The 15,913-nt window shown below is 62.4% G+C and carries 15 protein-coding genes and 2 pseudogenes; 9 read left to right on the top strand and 8 right to left on the bottom strand.

Features of this window, described 5'->3' with window-relative positions; genetic code table 11:
• Nucleotides 1-14: 14 nt before the first annotated feature.
• From AC0L17_RS21700 to AC0L17_RS21675, 6 genes are all read right to left on the bottom strand, one after another.
• The gene (locus AC0L17_RS21700; RefSeq protein WP_473517328.1) at nt 15-512 is read right to left on the bottom strand and encodes a sarcosine oxidase subunit gamma; all 498 of its coding nucleotides are present in this window, start codon (nt 510-512) and stop codon (nt 15-17) included.
• Complete coding sequence (locus AC0L17_RS21695; RefSeq protein ID WP_473517327.1) at nt 505-3,459, bottom strand: sarcosine oxidase subunit alpha family protein; 2,955 nt, start codon at nt 3,457-3,459, stop codon at nt 505-507. Before AC0L17_RS21695 ends, AC0L17_RS21700 begins: the two co-directional genes overlap by 8 nt.
• Entirely contained in the window at nt 3,456-3,752 is a 297-nt protein-coding gene (locus tag AC0L17_RS21690) for a sarcosine oxidase subunit delta (protein ID WP_473517326.1), read from the bottom strand. The genes AC0L17_RS21695 and AC0L17_RS21690 overlap by 4 nt, the downstream gene beginning before the upstream one ends.
• Before the next feature lie 13 nt (nt 3,753-3,765).
• Entirely contained in the window at nt 3,766-5,022 is a 1,257-nt protein-coding gene (locus AC0L17_RS21685; protein WP_473517325.1) for a sarcosine oxidase subunit beta family protein, read from the bottom strand.
• 9 nt (nt 5,023-5,031) lie between these two features.
• The gene (locus AC0L17_RS21680; protein ID WP_473517324.1) at nt 5,032-6,180 is read right to left on the bottom strand and encodes a M24 family metallopeptidase; all 1,149 of its coding nucleotides are present in this window, start codon (nt 6,178-6,180) and stop codon (nt 5,032-5,034) included.
• Nucleotides 6,181-6,256: 76 nt separating this feature from the next.
• Nucleotides 6,257-7,447, bottom strand: a complete 1,191-nt coding sequence (locus AC0L17_RS21675; RefSeq protein WP_473517323.1) for a M24 family metallopeptidase — start codon at nt 7,445-7,447, stop codon at nt 6,257-6,259.
• Between the two features lie 215 nt (nt 7,448-7,662).
• On the opposite strand from AC0L17_RS21675, the gene ehuB reads away from it, so the two are divergent.
• From ehuB to AC0L17_RS21635, 8 genes and pseudogenes are all read left to right on the top strand, one after another.
• Nucleotides 7,663-8,532: an ectoine/hydroxyectoine ABC transporter substrate-binding protein EhuB gene (gene ehuB / locus AC0L17_RS21670; RefSeq protein WP_473517322.1), complete on the top strand. Its 870-nt coding sequence runs from the start codon at nt 7,663-7,665 to the stop codon at nt 8,530-8,532.
• A 54-nt stretch (nt 8,533-8,586) separates the two neighbouring features.
• On the top strand, nt 8,587-9,315 hold the full coding sequence (gene ehuC / locus AC0L17_RS21665; RefSeq protein ID WP_473517321.1) for an ectoine/hydroxyectoine ABC transporter permease subunit EhuC: 729 nt from the start codon (nt 8,587-8,589) through the stop codon (nt 9,313-9,315).
• The gene (gene ehuD / locus AC0L17_RS21660) at nt 9,312-9,971 is read left to right on the top strand and encodes an ectoine/hydroxyectoine ABC transporter permease subunit EhuD (protein ID WP_023800464.1); all 660 of its coding nucleotides are present in this window, start codon (nt 9,312-9,314) and stop codon (nt 9,969-9,971) included. The genes ehuC and ehuD overlap by 4 nt, the downstream gene beginning before the upstream one ends.
• Nucleotides 9,968-10,747 (top strand): ectoine/hydroxyectoine ABC transporter ATP-binding protein EhuA, encoded by a 780-nt coding sequence (gene ehuA / locus AC0L17_RS21655; protein WP_027152502.1) that lies wholly within the window; start codon nt 9,968-9,970, stop codon nt 10,745-10,747. Before ehuD ends, ehuA begins: the two co-directional genes overlap by 4 nt.
• A complete protein-coding gene (locus AC0L17_RS21650; protein ID WP_023800466.1) occupies nt 10,744-11,475 on the top strand; it encodes a GntR family transcriptional regulator in 732 nt (243 codons plus the stop codon). Before ehuA ends, AC0L17_RS21650 begins: the two co-directional genes overlap by 4 nt.
• Nucleotides 11,476-11,948: 473 nt before the next feature.
• Nucleotides 11,949-12,908, top strand: a pseudogene (locus tag AC0L17_RS21645) (IS1595 family transposase).
• A gap of 71 nt (nt 12,909-12,979) precedes the next feature.
• Nucleotides 12,980-13,282: a hypothetical protein gene (locus AC0L17_RS21640; protein WP_473517320.1), complete on the top strand. Its 303-nt coding sequence runs from the start codon at nt 12,980-12,982 to the stop codon at nt 13,280-13,282.
• A gap of 128 nt (nt 13,283-13,410) precedes the next feature.
• A complete protein-coding gene (locus tag AC0L17_RS21635) occupies nt 13,411-14,013 on the top strand; it encodes a hypothetical protein (protein WP_473517319.1) in 603 nt (200 codons plus the stop codon).
• Nucleotides 14,014-14,346: 333 nt separating this feature from the next.
• Here the strand turns inward: AC0L17_RS21635 and AC0L17_RS21630 are convergent, their stop codons facing one another.
• Both AC0L17_RS21630 and AC0L17_RS21625 read right to left on the bottom strand, forming a co-directional pair.
• The gene (locus AC0L17_RS21630) at nt 14,347-14,643 is read right to left on the bottom strand and encodes a hypothetical protein (RefSeq protein WP_473517318.1); all 297 of its coding nucleotides are present in this window, start codon (nt 14,641-14,643) and stop codon (nt 14,347-14,349) included.
• Between the two features lie 6 nt (nt 14,644-14,649).
• Nucleotides 14,650-15,420: a DUF899 domain-containing protein gene (locus AC0L17_RS21625; RefSeq protein WP_473517317.1), complete on the bottom strand. Its 771-nt coding sequence runs from the start codon at nt 15,418-15,420 to the stop codon at nt 14,650-14,652.
• 142 nt (nt 15,421-15,562) lie between these two features.
• On the opposite strand from AC0L17_RS21625, the pseudogene AC0L17_RS21620 reads away from it, so the two are divergent.
• A pseudogene (locus AC0L17_RS21620) lies at nt 15,563-15,818 on the top strand (helix-turn-helix domain-containing protein); the annotation flags it as partial.
• Nucleotides 15,819-15,913 lie beyond the last annotated feature (95 nt).

The following is a 15,913-nucleotide window of genomic DNA, read 5'->3' as shown; positions in this document are numbered from 1 at the left end:
CCCTACCAGCGGCGTCAGCAATCCAGTCCGGCAACCCAGTCCGAGAGGCTTTGCGAAAAACTTCGCGGCACGATGAGTTCGCACGCGGTCTCGCCGGTGCGCAGGAACAGCACGGGCACATGGTGCAAGGATGTCAGCACGGCGCGGCCCGGGGCGGCCGCCGGCGCGCACCAGTCGACGGCGATGCATCTGGAGAGCACTCCTGCGATGTCCGCCCCGGCCATTCTGAAACGCACGCGACCCTCGCCGAGAGAAACCGAACAGCCGAGATCCGGGTCGACGGCAAGCGAAGATGCTTGCGCGCCGTCGTCGAGAGCCAGCCACAAGCGGCGAGGCGCGACGCGGATGACGAGAAAACCTTTGTGACGGACCGTCTCTCCGACCGAGGCAGGAAGTTTCGTGCCGAGCGACGCCGAAAGGTTCGATTCGAATTGCGCCAGCGTGCCGTCCCAGCCCTCGATCTGGATGAGTGGGCAATCGGCCACGGACAGGCTGAAATCCGGGCTAGCCATGCAGTCGCTCCCCCTGCGGATCGAGGAATACCGGCGAGACGATTCGGGCACGGACCGTTTCGGCTTTCATCGGATAGACGGCCACGACCTCGCTTCCTTCGCTGCCGACATCGCCGGCAAGCAAGGCCAGCCCGACATAGTGGCCGCGTTCAGGGCTGAAGGTGACGGAGGTGACGCGGCCGCGCCCGTGGCCGTAAGGTTTCTCGCCCGGCAGGAACAGGATGGCACCACCGCGAAGGCGTTTCCCCTCTTCGATGCATTCCAGTCCGACCAGGCGCTGGCGGTCGGGCGCCTGGAAGGCGGGGCGCCGTCGCAGCACGTCGCCGACGAAGCCGGTACGCTTGCCCGCAATGCGGCCGAGGCCAAGATCGTCGAGCGTCGTGCGCCCATCGATTTCAGGTCCGGCGACATGGCCCTTTTCGACGCGCAGCGCGCCGAGCGCCTCGACGCCGTAAGGCTTCAGGTCGAGCGTCCTGCCTGCTTCGAGCAGGCGGCTCCAAAGCTGTTCACCGGCAGTTGCGCCGACATAGATCTCGTAGGCGCGCTCGCCGGAATAACTGAGACGCAGGATGCGGAGCGCACGGCCCTGCCATTCGCTTTCGAGCAATCCCATATGCGCAAGTGCCGCGTCGGAAACATCGAGTGCGGGAAACGCGGCACTCAGAATTGCGCGGCTTTTCGGTCCGGCAACCGACATCGCCGCCCATTCATCGCTCACCGAGGTCACGGCTACGCGCAAATCCGGCCAAGCCGTATCGAGCAGGAATTCAAGACGCGACAGCACGTCGGCGGCCTTGGCGGTCGAGGTGGTCATGAAGAACCGGTTCTCGCCCAGACGCGTCGTGGTGCCGTCGTCGAAGACGATGCCGTCGTCGCGCAGCATGACGCCGTAGCGCGCACGGCCAACCGGCAGTTTGGCAAAGCCGTTGGCGTAGATGCGATCGAGGAAAATCGCGGCATCCGGGCCCTGGATGTCGATCTTGCCGAGAGTGGAGATGTCCATCAGGCCAGCGGCCTGGCGCACACTCCGCATTTCGGCGACATACGCTTCGTTCACGTCGCGCCCGGATTGCCTATAGAAATAGGGCCGCATCCAGAGCCCGACCTCCAGCATTTCGGCGCCGTTCGCCATGTGCCAGTCGTGCATCGGCGTGCGGCGGATCGGCTTGAAATGATGGCCGGTGGCGCGTCCGGCAAGCGCGCCGATGGCAACCGGCGTATAGGGCGGTCGAAAGGTCGTGGCGCCGGTCTCGGGGATGGTTGTGTTGCGCAGGGCCGCCATCGCGGCAAGCGCCGAAAAATTGCTGGTCTTGCCCTGGTCGGTGCCCATGCCGAGTGTGGTGTAGCGCTTCAGGTGCTCGACCGATTCATAGCCCTCGCGATGGGCGAGTTCGATATCCTCGGTCGTCACGTCCATCTGGAAATCGACAAAAGCCTTTCCACGGCCGAGAGAAGGAATTTCGCGAAACGGGGCCGTGGCGGTCTCGCCAAGATCGAGTTTCGACGGAGCAGGCACCGGCGCCGACTTGCTGCAGAATGATGCTGCCGCGGTGCCGGCGCGATGACCGTCCTCGATGACATCGGCGGTCGAAAAAATTCCCATCATCGAGCCGGCGCCGAACCGGTCCGCCGGAAACGCGCCCGGCACGAAGCCGCCAATGTCGTCGCGATATTGAGGTTTGACGCCCAGGTGCGAGGTGAGATGCACGGTCGGCGACCAGCCGCCGGACACGCAGACCAGGTCGCAGGCGGCCTCGGACTGGCCGTCCGCTCCGCTCAGCGTTGCACGCCTGACGGCATGGCCGCCGCGCACGTCGACGATGCGCGTTGCGGCCCGCACCACCACGCCGAGCCGTGCGGCTTCTGCGGCAAGTGCGGCGGGCGGCGCTGCACGCAGATCGGCAACCGTCACCTCTGCGCCGCCTGCGGCATAGTCGAAGGCGGTGCGCCAAGCGCCGTCGTTGCTGGTGGCGACGACTATTTTCTTGCCGGGCAGGACGGCGAAACGGTTGAGGTAGGTCCGGGCGGCCGAGGCAAGCATCACGCCGGGTCGGTCGTTGTTCGAGAATACCATTGGTCGCTCGATGGCGCCGGTGGCGAAAACGATCGAGCGGGCGCGAAGCATGGTCAATGTCTGCAGCACTTCGCCGGCCGGCCGCGGATTGGCTGGGTCGCGTTGCCCGACCAGTCCGATGACATTGCCGTCATAGATGCCGAAAGCGGTCGTCCGCTTCATCAGGGCGACGGTTTTGAAGCCGTCCAGCTCGGCCTCGGCCTGTCTCAGCCATGCGGCCGCAGCGCTGTCGGAAGCTTCCGCCAGAAGCTGGCCGCCGAGCAGGAAATCCTGTTCGATCAGCGCCACCTGCGCGCCGGCCGCTGCGGCAGCACGCGCCGCCGACAAGCCTGCAGGGCCGCCGCCGATGATGGCGACATCGGCAAAGGCATGACTGATGTCGTAGCGGTCTGAGTCGGGATCGGTGCCGGCTCTGCCAAGCCCGGCCGCCTTGCGAATGAAGTGCTCGTAGAACATCCAGGCGCGGCGCGTCGGGCCCATGAAGGTCTTGTAGTAGAAGCCGGCCGACAGGAACGGCGCCAACAGGCCGTTGACGCTTTGCACGTCAAAGGCAAGCGAAGGCCAGCGGTTCTGGCTCTCCGCGACTAGGCCGTCTTGGAGTTCCAGCGTCGTCGCCGGCAGGTTCGGCTGGCGCCTGCCTGCGGTTGCAAGCGTGACCAGTGCATTCGGCTCCTCGGCCCCGGCGGAAAAAATGCCGCGTGGACGATGATATTTGAAGCTGCGCCCGACCAGCGTGACGCCGTTGGCGAGCAGCGCGGAGGCAAGCGTATCGCCGCGATATCCGATCAGGCTCCGACCGTCGAAGGTAAACTCGACCGGCTGCTCGCGATCGATACGGCCGCCCATCGACAACCGCTTGTGGTTCGAACTCATGCCGGTGGTTTCCTGGCGGGTAATTTCCTGGCCGACAATTGCCTGGCGAGATCGACGGATGCGATGGCGTGGTTGCGCGTGTCGCGTTCGACCACCAGCCATTGCCGGCAACCGATCACGTGCTGCCAGAACTCGCGGTGCAGGCCAGCCGGATTTGTCCTGACATAGACGTAACGGTACCAGGCCTCGGGATCGGGATCGTCGTGCGCCGGACGCGTGACGGAAGCGTCGCCGCCGTAGCGGAACTCGTCATGGTCGCGCAGACCGCAGCAGGGGCATTCGATGCGCAGCATTGTCTTGCGCCTCCTATTGCAGCCAGGCTGAGGGGCCGGCGCCAGCCTCGTCGAGCGTGTGGCCGGTGCGGAAACGATCGAGCCCGTAGGCTGCGATCAAGGGGTGCGGCTTGCCGGTGGCGATCGTGTGGGCGAAGCACCAGCCGGAAGCCGGCGTCGCCTTGAAGCCGCCATAGCACCAGCCGCCGTTGAGATAGAGCCCCTCGATCGGCGTCGGGCAGATGATCGGGCTGGCATCGGGCGTCATGTCCATGACGCCGCCCCAATGGCGCAGCAGTCGGATGCGCGAAATGCACGGCATCAGAGCGATCGCCGCCTCCGCCACTTCGCGCACGACGCCCAGATTGCCGCGCTGGGCGTAGGAATTGTAGCCGTCGAGATTGCCGCCGAAGACCAGCCCGCCCTTGTCCGACTGGCTGACGTAGAAATGATCGGCGCCATAGGCGACAACATGGTCCACCAACGGCTTCAGCGGTTCGGTGACAAAGGCCTGCAAGACGTGGCTTTCGATCGGCAGTTCCAGGCCGGCCTTGGCGCCGAGCACGGATGTATGACCGGCAACAGCGAGGCCGACCTTGCCGGCGCCGATCCGGCCTTTCGTCGTTTCGACGCCGACGATCCTGTCGCCGTCGCGGAGGAAGCCTGTCACTTCGCAGTTCTGGATAATGTCGACGCCATGGCCGTCGGCGGCGCGCGCATAGCCCCAGGCGACCGCGTCGTGGCGCGCCGTGCCCGCCCGGCCCTGGAAGATGGCGCCATGGATCGGAAAGCGGGCGGTGTCGGAAAAATCGAGATAGGACACGAGACGGCGCACCTCGTCGCGGTCGAGGATGTCGGCATCGATGCCGTTCAGCCGCATGATGTTGGCGCGGTGGCTGAAGCCGTCGAGCTGGTCGGCGGAATGCGCGGTGACGAGCTGGCCGCGCTGCGAGAACATGACATTGAAGTTCAGCGCCCGCGACATGTTCTCCCAGAGTTTCATCGAGAATTCGTAGAACTGGGTGTTGCCGTCGAGCAGGTAGTTGGAGCGGATGACGGTGGTGTTGCGGCCGACATTGCCGCCGCCGACATAGCCCTTTTCGAGCACCGCGACGTTGCGGATGCCGTGGTTCTCGGCGAGGTAGAAGGCGGTAGCGAGGCCGTGTCCACCGCCGCCGATGACGATCACGTCGTAGGACGGTTTTGGCTCCGCTGCCCGCCAGGCGCGCTGCCAGTTCTTCTGGCCAGACAGCGCGTTGCGGAAAATCGAAAATGCCGAATAGCGCGCCATCCCTGCGGCCTATCGAACGATCGGGCCGGCCGGCGTGCGGGTAAGCACTTCGGCGCCCGCATCGGTCAGAAGCACGGTGTTGGAGACGAAGTCATCGCCGCGACCGGTGCCCATCAGCCACGACAGGATGTGGAAGCTCATCCCGGTCTCGATTTCGAGATCGGAATCGTGCCTCAAGCCGGTCACCGAATTGCCGCCAGTCCATGATGGCGGCTGTCCGGCGCCGACAAGGTAGCCGCAGTGATGGCGGCGATAATGGGAAAGACCGGCCTCGTCGGCGACGGTCTGCCAGGCAGCGTAGACGTCGCGCGCCCTGGCGCCGGGCCTGAGTGCCTCGACGACGGCATCGAACGCCTTGGCGGTCACCTCCGCCATCGCGGCGTCTTCGTCGCTGATATGGCCGATGCGAACGAGCCGGCCGAGCGGCGCGTGATAACGCGAGATGCAGCCGGACAGTTCGACGAAGACCGGCTCGCCCTTGCGGTAGATCCCGTCGCCCCAGGTCGTATGCTCTTCGCCCAGGCGCGCGGCCGGGCGGATGAACGGGCCGAAGCCCGGAGCATGACCGCCAGCGCGGATCATCGCCGCAACGCACTGGGCTGCGACCTCCTGTTCGGAGGCACCGTCCGAGATCGCGGCGATCGCGGCGCCGGCGGCGGCGTCGGTCACTTGTGCCGCCTGACGCATCAGTGCCTGTTCCTCGGCGCTCTTCACTCGCCGCATCCTGTCGACCAGCCCGGAAACATCGTTCCATCTGGCATCGGCCTGCGTCTGGAGTGCGACGGCAAGCCCATGGCTGAGGCCAGCCGTCCAGTATTCGAGGCCGATCCGCTTGCCGGACAGGCTGAGCTCCGCAAGCACCCGCGCGGCAAGGTCGGCCGCCGTTTCGCTGTCGGAATGGCCGCGGAACTCCGCTGCCGTCACCTGTTTCTCGATCGTCACCCTTTCCATCGAGCGGGTGACCAGGACAGGTTTCCCTTCGAGTGGGACGATCAGCAGGTGAGGGGCAAAATATCCCCAGTGATCGAGCCCGGTGAGGTAAAAGACGTTCTCCGGCGAAGCAAAAACCGCTGCGTCGAGCTCGCGCTCGGCCAGCGCCGTGCGGACCCTGACAAGGCGGCCGGCGATTTCGGCTTCGGAAAACGGATTACGGTCCATCAGGCGTCCTCGTTCTGGTTACCGGTTTCTTTGCCGGCATGATCTTTCGTCAGTGACCGGCTTCCAGTCCCCATGCTCAGTCGATGACGATGAGTTCGCGCGCCACGTCGCAGAGGCGTTCGCCGCCGCGATCCGTGACGACGAAGGATTCCGAGATGGCGATGCCGAAATCGTCGAGCCAAACGCCGGCCATGAAATGGAAGCACATCCCGGACTGCATCTCGGTGGTGTCGCCGGAACGAAGACTTGCGGTGCGTTCGCCCCAATCGGGCGGGTAGGCGAGCCCGACCGGATAGCCGACGCGGCTCTCCTTCTTCAGCCCGTTCTTCCTCAACACTGCCTGCCAGGCGGCTTCCACCTCTTCGGCGGTGTAGCCGGGGCGCGCCTTCTCAAGGCCGGCGTCGACGCCCTCGACAATCGCCTTGGCCATGTCGACGAGGGCTTGCGGCGGCTTGCCGAAATGCACGGTCCGCGTCAGCGCCGCATGATAGCGCCGCCGCACCCCGGCGATCTCCAGAATGGCGAGGCCGCTGTCCGGCAGCGGCGCGTCGGACCAGGTCAGATGCGGCGTGCTGGTGCCCTCGCCGACGGGCATCAGCGGACAGATCGCGGCATAATCGCCGCCCGCTCCAGGCACGCCCATGATCTGTGCCTGATAGATTTCCGCAATGACATGGTTCTGCGGCACGCCGGGCCGCATTTTTTCTATGGCGCGTTTCATGGCGTGTGTGCAGATCGCACCGGCCTCGCGGATCAGCGCCAGCTCGGCTTCGGATTTGACCAGCCGCGCCCAGTTGACGAGATCGTGGTTGTTGGCGAAGTGCGCGTCAGGCAGCCCGCTGACGAGATGGGCATGGCAGCGCGCGGTGTAATAATGCGCGTCCATCTCGACGCCGATGCGGGCGTTTCCCCAGCCACGCGACCGGATCAGCTGGGCGAGTTCGTCATAGGGGTGTTCGACGGGCTGCTGCACCAGCCGTTCCGAGAACGGCACGATGTTCTTCTCCGGCAGGCCGGTGGTCAGGCGTGCGCTCCTGGCGTCCTGCGCCCTGCCGAACCAGATCGGCCGGTCTTCCCTGAGATGGACGAGCACGCATTGCGGAACATAGAACGACCATCCGTCATAGCCAGTCAGCCAGCACATATTAGCTGGATCCTGACAGATGATGAGGTCGAAGCCGGCCTTCTCCATGCGTGACTTCACGCCGGCCAGGCGCTGCGCATACTCCGCTTGCGTGAAAGTCCCGAAACCGCTCGCGCTCGCCACCGAAATCCCACCTGCCAGTACGCTGGTTTTTTGTTAAATTGTGCACAACTGGCAATAATGTGTGGTCTGATTACGAATTATTACCAGATTTCTGTAGTTTTTATATCTTAGCTTGCACAATGTCTAGGGCAGTTGTATACGTCTTGACAGGCAAGTGTCGACCTCGAAGAAGGCCGCGCCCGGAATATCAGTCAGTTGTTCAATGGGAGAAAAGCATGTTCAAATCATCGATATCGCGCCGGATGGTCGTGAAAGCCGCCGCCTGCCTCGCGCTTGCCGCGACATCATTCACGGCGCTGCCCGCTTATGCGGAAACCACCCTCGAACAGGCCAAGAAGGACGGCTATATCCGCGTCGGCTTTGCCAACGAGGCGCCGTTCGGTTACGCCACGCCTGACGGCAAGCTGACCGGCGAAGCGCCGGAAGTTGCCAAGGCGGTACTCGCCAAGATGGGTATCGCGCAGGTTGACGGCGTGCTGACCGAGTTCGGCTCGCTTATCCCAGGTCTCAAGGCCGGCCGCTTCGATATCATCGCCGCCGGCATGTTCATCAATCCGAAGCGCTGCGCCGAGATCAATTTCTCCGAGCCGTCCTACGGCATCGGTCAGGCCATGCTGGTGGCAAAAGGCAATCCGAAGGGCGTGAAGGACTTTTCCAGCATCAAGCAAAACCCGGATCTCAAGCTCGCCGTGATGGCCGGCGCCGTCGAGGGCGGCTATGCCAAGGACGCTGGTGTCGCCGCCGGGCAGATCGTTGCCTTGCCCGACCAGTCCAGTCTGGTCGCCGCCGTCCAGTCGGGCCGTGCCGACGCTGCCGCGCTAACCGCTCTTTCGATCGCAGACATGGCCAAGAAGGCCGACGGCGTCGAATCGACCAAACCGTTCGGCGAGGTTGCCGGCAAGTCGGTGAAAGGCCATGGCGGCTTCGGCTTCCGCAAGGAAGACACCGACCTGCAGGAGGCGTTCAACGCCGAGCTGAAGACGTTCCTCGGTTCGCCGGAGCACATCGCGCTGGTCGAGCCGCTCGGCTTCGGCAAGGACTACCTGCCCAACAAGACCACTGCGGAGCTTTGCGCGGGCAAATAGGTTCCCAACTGCTGGCGGCGCGAAAGCGCCGCCCCTTTTCCTGGGGGAATCCGCATGGGAATCCGTACGCTCGTTGCCATGCTGGTCGTCGCGCTTGTCGTGATCGGTGCCTTGTCAACGCAGGAATCTTACAAAGTGTTTATGCCGGGGCTGCTGCAAGGCGCGGTCCTGACGATCGAGATCGCTATCCTCGGCAGCCTGCTGGCAATCGTCATGGGCGTGCTGGCGGCGCTGGCAAGGATGTATGGCCCGGCGCCGCTCAAATGGCTGGCCACGGTCTATGTCGAGATCTTCCGCGGCACCTCGGCGCTGGTGCAATTGTTTTGGCTGTTTTTCGTGCTGCCGCAATTCGGTGTCACGCTCAACGCATTTCTGGTTGCTGTCCTGGCGCTCGGCCTGAACGTTGGTGCTTACGGATCGGAAGTCGTGCGCGGCGCGATCCAGTCCGTCGCCCGCGGACAGTGGGAGGCGTCTACCGCATTGAACATGAGCCGCCCCCAGATGCTGCGCCGGATCATCCTGCCGCAGGCTTTCGTCGCCATGATCCCGCCTTGGGGCAATCTGTTCATCGAGCTTTTGAAATCGACAGCGCTGGTCTCGCTGATCACGCTCTCGGACCTCGCCTTCAAGGCGCAGCAAATGAACCAGAACACGTTCAAGACCATTCCGATCTTCACCCTCGTCCTGCTGATGTACCTGGCAATGTCGCTGGTCGTGACCATCGGCATGCGGCTTCTCGAAAGGCGGGCTTCGCTCGGATTGGCGCGGGGGAAGGCAGCATGATCTGGGACTGGGCATTTGCTTTTGAAATCCTGCCGGTGCTCGCCAGCGCTGCCATCGTTTCCATCGAGGCGACGCTGATCGGGTTTGCGCTTGCCGCCTCGCTTGGCCTGGTGCTGGCGGTGGTCCGCATCGCCGTGCCGTGGACCGGCTGGACGATTTCGGTGCTGGTCGAACTGATCCGGTCGACCCCGTTGCTGATCCAGATATTTTTTCTCTATTTCGTCTTTCCGAAATTCGGTGTCGTGCTCGACGCCTTCACCGCCGGGGTGCTTGCCATCGGTATCCACTACGCTGCCTATTGTTCCGAGGTCTATCGCGCCGGTTTCGACAACATCCATCGCGGCCAGTGGGAAGCCTCGGTCGCCCTCAATCTGTCAGCCTGGACGACGTTCCGCGACATCATCATTCCGCAGGCGATCCCGCCGATCGTTCCGGCGCTCGGCAACTATCTGGTTGCCTTGTTCAAGGAGACGCCATTGCTTTCCGCAATCGCCGTGCTGGAGCTGATGCAGACCGCCAAGATCATCGGCTCCGAAACCTTCCGCTACACTGAGCCGATGACGCTGGTCGGCCTGTTCTTCCTTGCCATGAGCCTGGTTTCCGCTGCGCTCATTCGCTCCCTCGAAGGCTTGCTCAACCGGAGGACCATGCGATGACGGAACAACCGATGGTCCGCTTCGACAATGTTTCGAAACGCTACGGCGCGCTGACCGTTCTCGACGGGCTCAATCTGGACATAGCACGCGGCGAGAAGGTTTCCATCATCGGGCCGTCCGGCTCCGGCAAGACCACGGTGCTGCGCATGCTGATGACGCTGGAGACGATCAATGACGGCGTCATCTGGGTCGAAGGCGAGCCGCTCACCCACATGGAGAGGAACGGCAAGCTTGTTCCCGCCGATCTCGCGCACATCCGCAAGATCCGCGCCAAGATCGGCATGGTGTTCCAGTCGTTCAACCTGTTCCCGCACATGACGGCGATGCAGAACTGCATCGAGGCGCCGATAACCGTGCTCGGCATGAAGCGGGCCGATGCCGAGGCGCGTGCGGCCGAGCTGCTCGACATGGTCGGCCTGTCGGAGAAGAAGGACCACTATCCCTCGCAGCTTTCCGGCGGCCAGCAGCAGCGTGTCGCCATCGCCCGCGCTTGCGCCATGCGGCCCAAGATCATGCTGTTCGACGAGGTGACCTCGGCACTCGACCCCGAACTCGTCGGCGAGGTGCTTGAAGTCATCCGAAAACTCGGCAGGGAACATGACCTCACCATGCTGATGGTCACCCACCAGATGGGATTTGCCAAGGAATTCTCCGATCGCGTCTGCTTTTTCCATGCCGGCAAGATTTGCGAGCAGGGGCCGCCAAACGAGTTGTTCGGCGCCCCCAAGAACGAGCGGACGCGGCAGTTCCTGCACGCTGTCCTGGAGGCTGGATGACGCTTGAGACGGATGCCGCGCCCCTGGCCGCGACCGCCGCACCGCCGCGCCCGCTCTCGGCGCGGGAGCGGTTCGAGCGTATCTACCGGATATTGCGCGACCGCATCTGCCTGCTCGACTATGCGCCCGGCAGCCATCTCTCCGAGGAAGAGCTTGCCCAGGAATTCCAGATCAGCCGCACGCCGGTTCGCCGTGTCCTGGCGCGCCTCGAATCCGAGGGTCTGGTTCAATCCGTCCATGGCGTCGGCACGATCGTCACCGACGTCGACATCGAGGAATTGCAGCAGGTCTATCACTTGCGCCTGGAGCTGGCGCTCCTCGTCGGCAAGCTTTCGCCGATCCCGCGCACGGCGGACGACCTCGACCGGATAAGGGCACTCATCGCGCGCTGCGATTCCGATGTGCTCAATCCCGACCAGCGCGCTTTCCTGCGCCTCAACATGGATTTTTTCTACGAGCTCACCGCGATGACCGGCAACCAGCCGCTGCGCGAGATCAGCGAGCGCCTGTATTTTCAGGTCGCGCGCGTCGTCCTGAAGATGATGCCGCAGTTGGGCCTGGTCGAGGAGTTCACTGCGTTCCGCCGCGAAATGGAAGAGGTGCTTGCCGCCGCCGAGATCGGCGACTGGGAGTCGATCGGGCACATCAGGCGAGCCCATATCTCGATGAGCTTTCGCCGCATGATGCGTCATGCAGGCGAGGTCAACCTATCCGGCGGAACTCTGTAGTTTATGTTCTGAACCCTCCACCTGCGGGCGGGATTCACCCGGATGAAAGACCTAAAAAGGCGGCCGCCTAAATCCAATGCCATTCCCCTACAGCTGGGTAGCGGTGTTGCTCCAACCCAGAGTTGGTGCGATGACAGATGTATGGAACACTTGACGGACAACGAGTTGCAAGCGCGGCTTAAGCGCTTGGGCGCGCGCCTTGAAAAGCTTAAGGCCGCAAGGCGAGCTTCTCCAGAGAGGGAGCATATCGAACGGGGTCCACTTGGTCCGCAAGATCCACTAGAGGCAGAGTTCCTGGCGCGTACAGGAGGGTGGTCCTTCACCAATCCCGGGTTCGCCCTAGGCGCCCTTGTTGTCTTTATCCGCTCGCTGCGTAGAACGCGCTAAACTGCCGACCTGTCAGGTACATATTCCTAATTATATACTTGACGTACCACAATCAATTTGCGATAACGCTGCAAGGAGTTACCGCAATGTTCGATCTGACCGCCGAAATTTACCACGACGCCGACAAGGCCCGCGAACATTTGGAGGCTATCCATTGGCCGCATGGTCCGTTCTGCCCTCATTGCGGCAATGCCAATCCTGACCGCATCACCAAGCTGGCTGGCAAGTCCACGCGTCCCGGCGTCTACAAGTGCAACGAATGCCGCCTGCCGTTCTCCGTGACGGTCGGCACCGTCTTCGAGCGCTCTAAGATCGGCCTGCACAAGTGGGTGCTGGCTTCGCATCTCTTTGCGTCGTCCAAGAAGGGCATGTCCGCTCACCAGTTGCACCGTATGCTTGGCGTCACCTACAAGACCGCATGGTTCATGGCGCACCGCATTCGTGAAGCCATGAAGGAAGACGTGAAGTCATCCGGCCCGCTTGGCGGCGAAGGCAAAATCGTGGAAGCCGACGAGACCTATTTCGGACCCAAGGACACGATCAAGAAGCGCACCATTCGCGGCAAGCCTGCCAATTCTTCCAAGCGTTCTATCGTGGCGCTTGTCGAGCGCGGCGGTTCGGTTCGTTCCTTCCATGTCGAGCGCGCTAGGAAGGCGTCTGTCCGCGATGTGCTGGTCCGTGACGCCGACCGTAAGTCGACGCTCATGACCGACGAGTCCAACTTCTACCCGATCACCGGCCTTGAGTTCGCAGATCACGCCACCGTCAAGCACACTCGCGGCGAGTACGTTCGCTACGAAGCCGACCGCGTCGTCCACACCAGCACCATCGAAAACGTGTTCTCAGTCTTCAAGCGCGGCATGGTCGGCGTCTACCAGCATTGCGGCGAGGGTCACTTGCACCGCTACTTGGCCGAGTTCGATTTCCGTTAGAATCGCCGCGCCGCTCTGAAAGTCTCAGATGCAGAACGCGCCGCCGACCTGCTTCGCATGGCCCGCGACAAGCGCCTTACCTATCGGCGGATTGGTGAAGCCAATCACGCTTAAGCAAAAGGCCAAGCGACTCCTAAATATGCGCAAAAGGAAATAGGCTTCGGTCTTTAACGAAAGGAATCGTTATGGCCGATGCTCCCGAGACACCCGCGCCACCACCTTACAGAAACCCCGATACTGCTCCGTTCATCTATTTTGATTTCGCCCCCACCTTTGGGGTGATGGCTGGCGCAATACAGGTCGAACTGGCTGCCCGTATTTTGATCCCAAGCCAGAGCGGGGGAGCTTCGGCTGAGATTGTTTCCACCGCGCATTTGCGGTGCGGTCCGGTTGCGGCTCGCGGTCTGGTGGAAGCGCTCACCAAGGCTCTTGAGATGCTTGAGCAACCACAGCCGAACTTGAGCGCCGGATCCTCTACTTTGAACTGACACGCCGCTTCGGGTCCGGTTTCGGCTTTGCCTTAGCCTTGGATTCCTTTGGCTTCGGCGGCGTCTTCAATAGGCGGCGCAATACCTCGTCGCCCTTTTCCTGGTCTTTGTCTTTGGGAGTTTCTGGCATGGTGGCTTTCATGAAGGTTGCGGCCATTCAAAAGGCTAGAACTCGCCTTGAGTCTGCCAAGGCCAGCTTCGCGCAGTGCGAACCGAATAAGACCTCAAAGCTATTTAGCGACAAATGGGGTGATTTTCTCATATCCGCAGCAGCCGTATTCAACATACTGGAGGCCGGATCAAAAGGTACTCCCCAAGGCCGCCAATGGTACGGAGGCATAAGATCGGCTGGCAAAAAGGATGCTCTCATTCTCTATATGAGGCAAGCTCGCAACGAAGAAGAGCATGGCATTGAGGCCGTGTCAGATGTTCAGATCGCTACCAAGCTAATTGTAGGAAAAGGCGGGATGATGATCCATTTTGATAAGCATTACAGACCAGATAACGTTCTGGACATGTTCATTAATCCCAATGTCAAAAGAACAGGAAGCGCACTACTTACGACTAACTATACACCTATACTGCTTACAATAACAAGTAGGGAACGCGACGTATTCCACCCGCCAAAGGAACACATGGGGCAACCGATTGCACCAAATCCACTTACTGTTGGGAAACTCTACATTAAATACCTAGAATATCTCATTGCGGAGGCTGAGAGCCACACTTGAATCGCCTCTCAATCTCCATCGCTAAATAACTTGCTTCCGCGAGTGCTGACAATCTACTGCCCAGCGCAAAGTCGCGGCATCTAGCAACACCCGCCTCGATCATCTCGGGCGTGATCTCAATTTCAGTGCCGGCCTGTCCCGGCTTTTCTATCGAATCGGTCATTGGTACGTCAAGTATATAATTTGGTAAATATTCCTGTTTCACGTTGGGTTCGTCAGCTAGGTAATTACCCCTTTTGCCGGGCTCAGAACTGGCATTGCACAAAATCGAACGCCATCGCCACGTCGGGCTACGTCGCGCGCCAGTTGCCGTTTGATCCGGCGAACGCTGGGTCACGACCGGTGGGCACCGCTTCGTCGGCCGGCGACCAGCTTCAGCCAGGGCGCAAAATGGAAGGCGCTCATCAGCAAGTACATCATCGCCATTTCGTTCAGCGGCGACGCATCTTGCGCCGCGCAGATCATGTCGGCATCACCGGTAACGGCCGTCAGCAGCGCCATGATTGCGAAGGTGGGCGCGGCCGCCAGCGATAGCCAGTCGGCCGCGCCGCGGGCGGCGACACTGTCGCTTGGGAAATCGGCAGATCCGCTGCCCGCGGGCGGCATCTCCTGCGTGTGGTGCAGTGTCATCGAACGTCAGCCTTGGCCGTACTCGTCGTGGCGGCGCCACCAGACGCCCGTCTCGTTACGGCCTTGGGGCGCGCGGTCGAGCCACTGATACATGCCCCAGAGGCCGTCCAGTCCGCGCGCATAGGTGGAATAGGCGTGGTAGACGACGCCGTCCTCTAGCACGAATGCGCTCATGCCTGGCCTCTCGCGCGTGTACGTGGCCATGTCTGTTCCGCTCATTGCAGCGAACGTCTCGGAGCCGTCGGCAGTCGTACGCGAGGGTATTTTGGCGAGAGGCGCCTCGCGGACATAGTTGTATTCGATGCCTTCCTCGCGCTGCTGCTCCTCGGTGAACGAAACGTCGAAGTCGAAATTGAAGTCGCTGCCGTGGGAGGAGGCCCAGGGGAACGTCCATCCCATCCGCCGCTTGTACGCCTGCAGCTTCGCGAGCGGTGCCCGCGATACCGCCGAAAGCGTGACGTCGTGGTTGGCCAGGTGGACGACGAAGCCGTCGAATCCATCCGCGATCGCTGAGCAGGCCGGACAGCCCGCCGTATAATCGGGCCCGAACATGAAGTGGTAGACGAGGAGTTGAGAGCGTCCCCTGAAAAGGTCTGCCAGTGAAGCGCTGCCTTCGTCGGTCTCGAATCGGTAATCCTTATCGATCCGAACCCAAGGCAATTCCTGCCGCCGCCGCGCCACCTCGTCGCTTTGTCGCGTGAGCTCCTTCTCTGCCTTGAGCAGATCAATCCGCGCTGCCAGCCACTCCTCACGTGTCCCGGTCCTGTGTGTCGGCATCGTTCTTCTCCTCTATGTTCTGTCCTCTATGTCTATGGCCTGCCTCGTTGCATCTTCTTCTTACGGCGCGCTGGTTGTTGGTGCTGAGATAGATTAGGACCGGACATCGAAAGGTGAGAGTGACAAGTGTGACGGGATTCCGATGGACTCGCTGATCACCGCTGCGGCGCGCGCCCTTGCGACGGGTGATCCTCTTGGCGCTTTGAAGCGGGTCGCCCTGCGTGACGATGCGCCTGCGCTTGCGCTGCGCGGCATTGCAATGGCGCAGCTCGGCGATCTCGTTCGCGCAAAGGCTCTCCTCAAAAGTGCTGCGCGCGCCTTCGGTCCGAAAGAGGCAGTGGCCCGCGCGAGGTGCGTCGTCGCCGAAGCCGAGATCGCGCTCGTCTCGCGCGGTGTCGGGGGGGCCGGGGAGGGGCGGGGCGCCGCGCGGGGGGCGCGGGGAAAACACCGCGGCCCCGGGCAAGCCCCGCCTGGGCGCAATAAAGCAGCGCGG

The organism is Mesorhizobium sp. WSM4829 (assembly GCF_055811475.1).
This window is presented reverse-complemented; position numbering and strand designations above follow the sequence as displayed.

Excerpts from the sequence above, each read along its gene's own strand:
- AC0L17_RS21690 (WP_473517326.1), bottom strand. The coding sequence starts at position 3,752 with ATGCTGCGCATCGAATGCCCCTGCTGCGGTCTGCGCGACCATGACGAG.
- AC0L17_RS21695 (WP_473517327.1), bottom strand. The coding sequence starts at position 3,459 with ATGAGTTCGAACCACAAGCGGTTGTCGATGGGCGGCCGTATCGATCGC.
- AC0L17_RS21625 (WP_473517317.1), bottom strand. The coding sequence starts at position 15,420 with ATGCCGACACACAGGACCGGGACACGTGAGGAGTGGCTGGCAGCGCGG.
- AC0L17_RS21635 (WP_473517319.1), top strand. The coding sequence starts at position 13,411 with ATGGTGGCTTTCATGAAGGTTGCGGCCATTCAAAAGGCTAGAACTCGC.
- ehuB (WP_473517322.1), top strand. The coding sequence starts at position 7,663 with ATGTTCAAATCATCGATATCGCGCCGGATGGTCGTGAAAGCCGCCGCC.
- AC0L17_RS21650 (WP_023800466.1), top strand. The coding sequence starts at position 10,744 with ATGACGCTTGAGACGGATGCCGCGCCCCTGGCCGCGACCGCCGCACCG.
- AC0L17_RS21640 (WP_473517320.1), top strand. The coding sequence starts at position 12,980 with ATGGCCGATGCTCCCGAGACACCCGCGCCACCACCTTACAGAAACCCC.
- AC0L17_RS21680 (WP_473517324.1), bottom strand. The coding sequence starts at position 6,180 with ATGGACCGTAATCCGTTTTCCGAAGCCGAAATCGCCGGCCGCCTTGTC.
- ehuD (WP_023800464.1), top strand. The coding sequence starts at position 9,312 with ATGATCTGGGACTGGGCATTTGCTTTTGAAATCCTGCCGGTGCTCGCC.
- AC0L17_RS21630 (WP_473517318.1), bottom strand. The coding sequence starts at position 14,643 with ATGACACTGCACCACACGCAGGAGATGCCGCCCGCGGGCAGCGGATCT.
- AC0L17_RS21700 (WP_473517328.1), bottom strand. The coding sequence starts at position 512 with ATGGCTAGCCCGGATTTCAGCCTGTCCGTGGCCGATTGCCCACTCATC.
- ehuA (WP_027152502.1), top strand. The coding sequence starts at position 9,968 with ATGACGGAACAACCGATGGTCCGCTTCGACAATGTTTCGAAACGCTAC.
- ehuC (WP_473517321.1), top strand. The coding sequence starts at position 8,587 with ATGGGAATCCGTACGCTCGTTGCCATGCTGGTCGTCGCGCTTGTCGTG.
- AC0L17_RS21685 (WP_473517325.1), bottom strand. The coding sequence starts at position 5,022 with ATGGCGCGCTATTCGGCATTTTCGATTTTCCGCAACGCGCTGTCTGGC.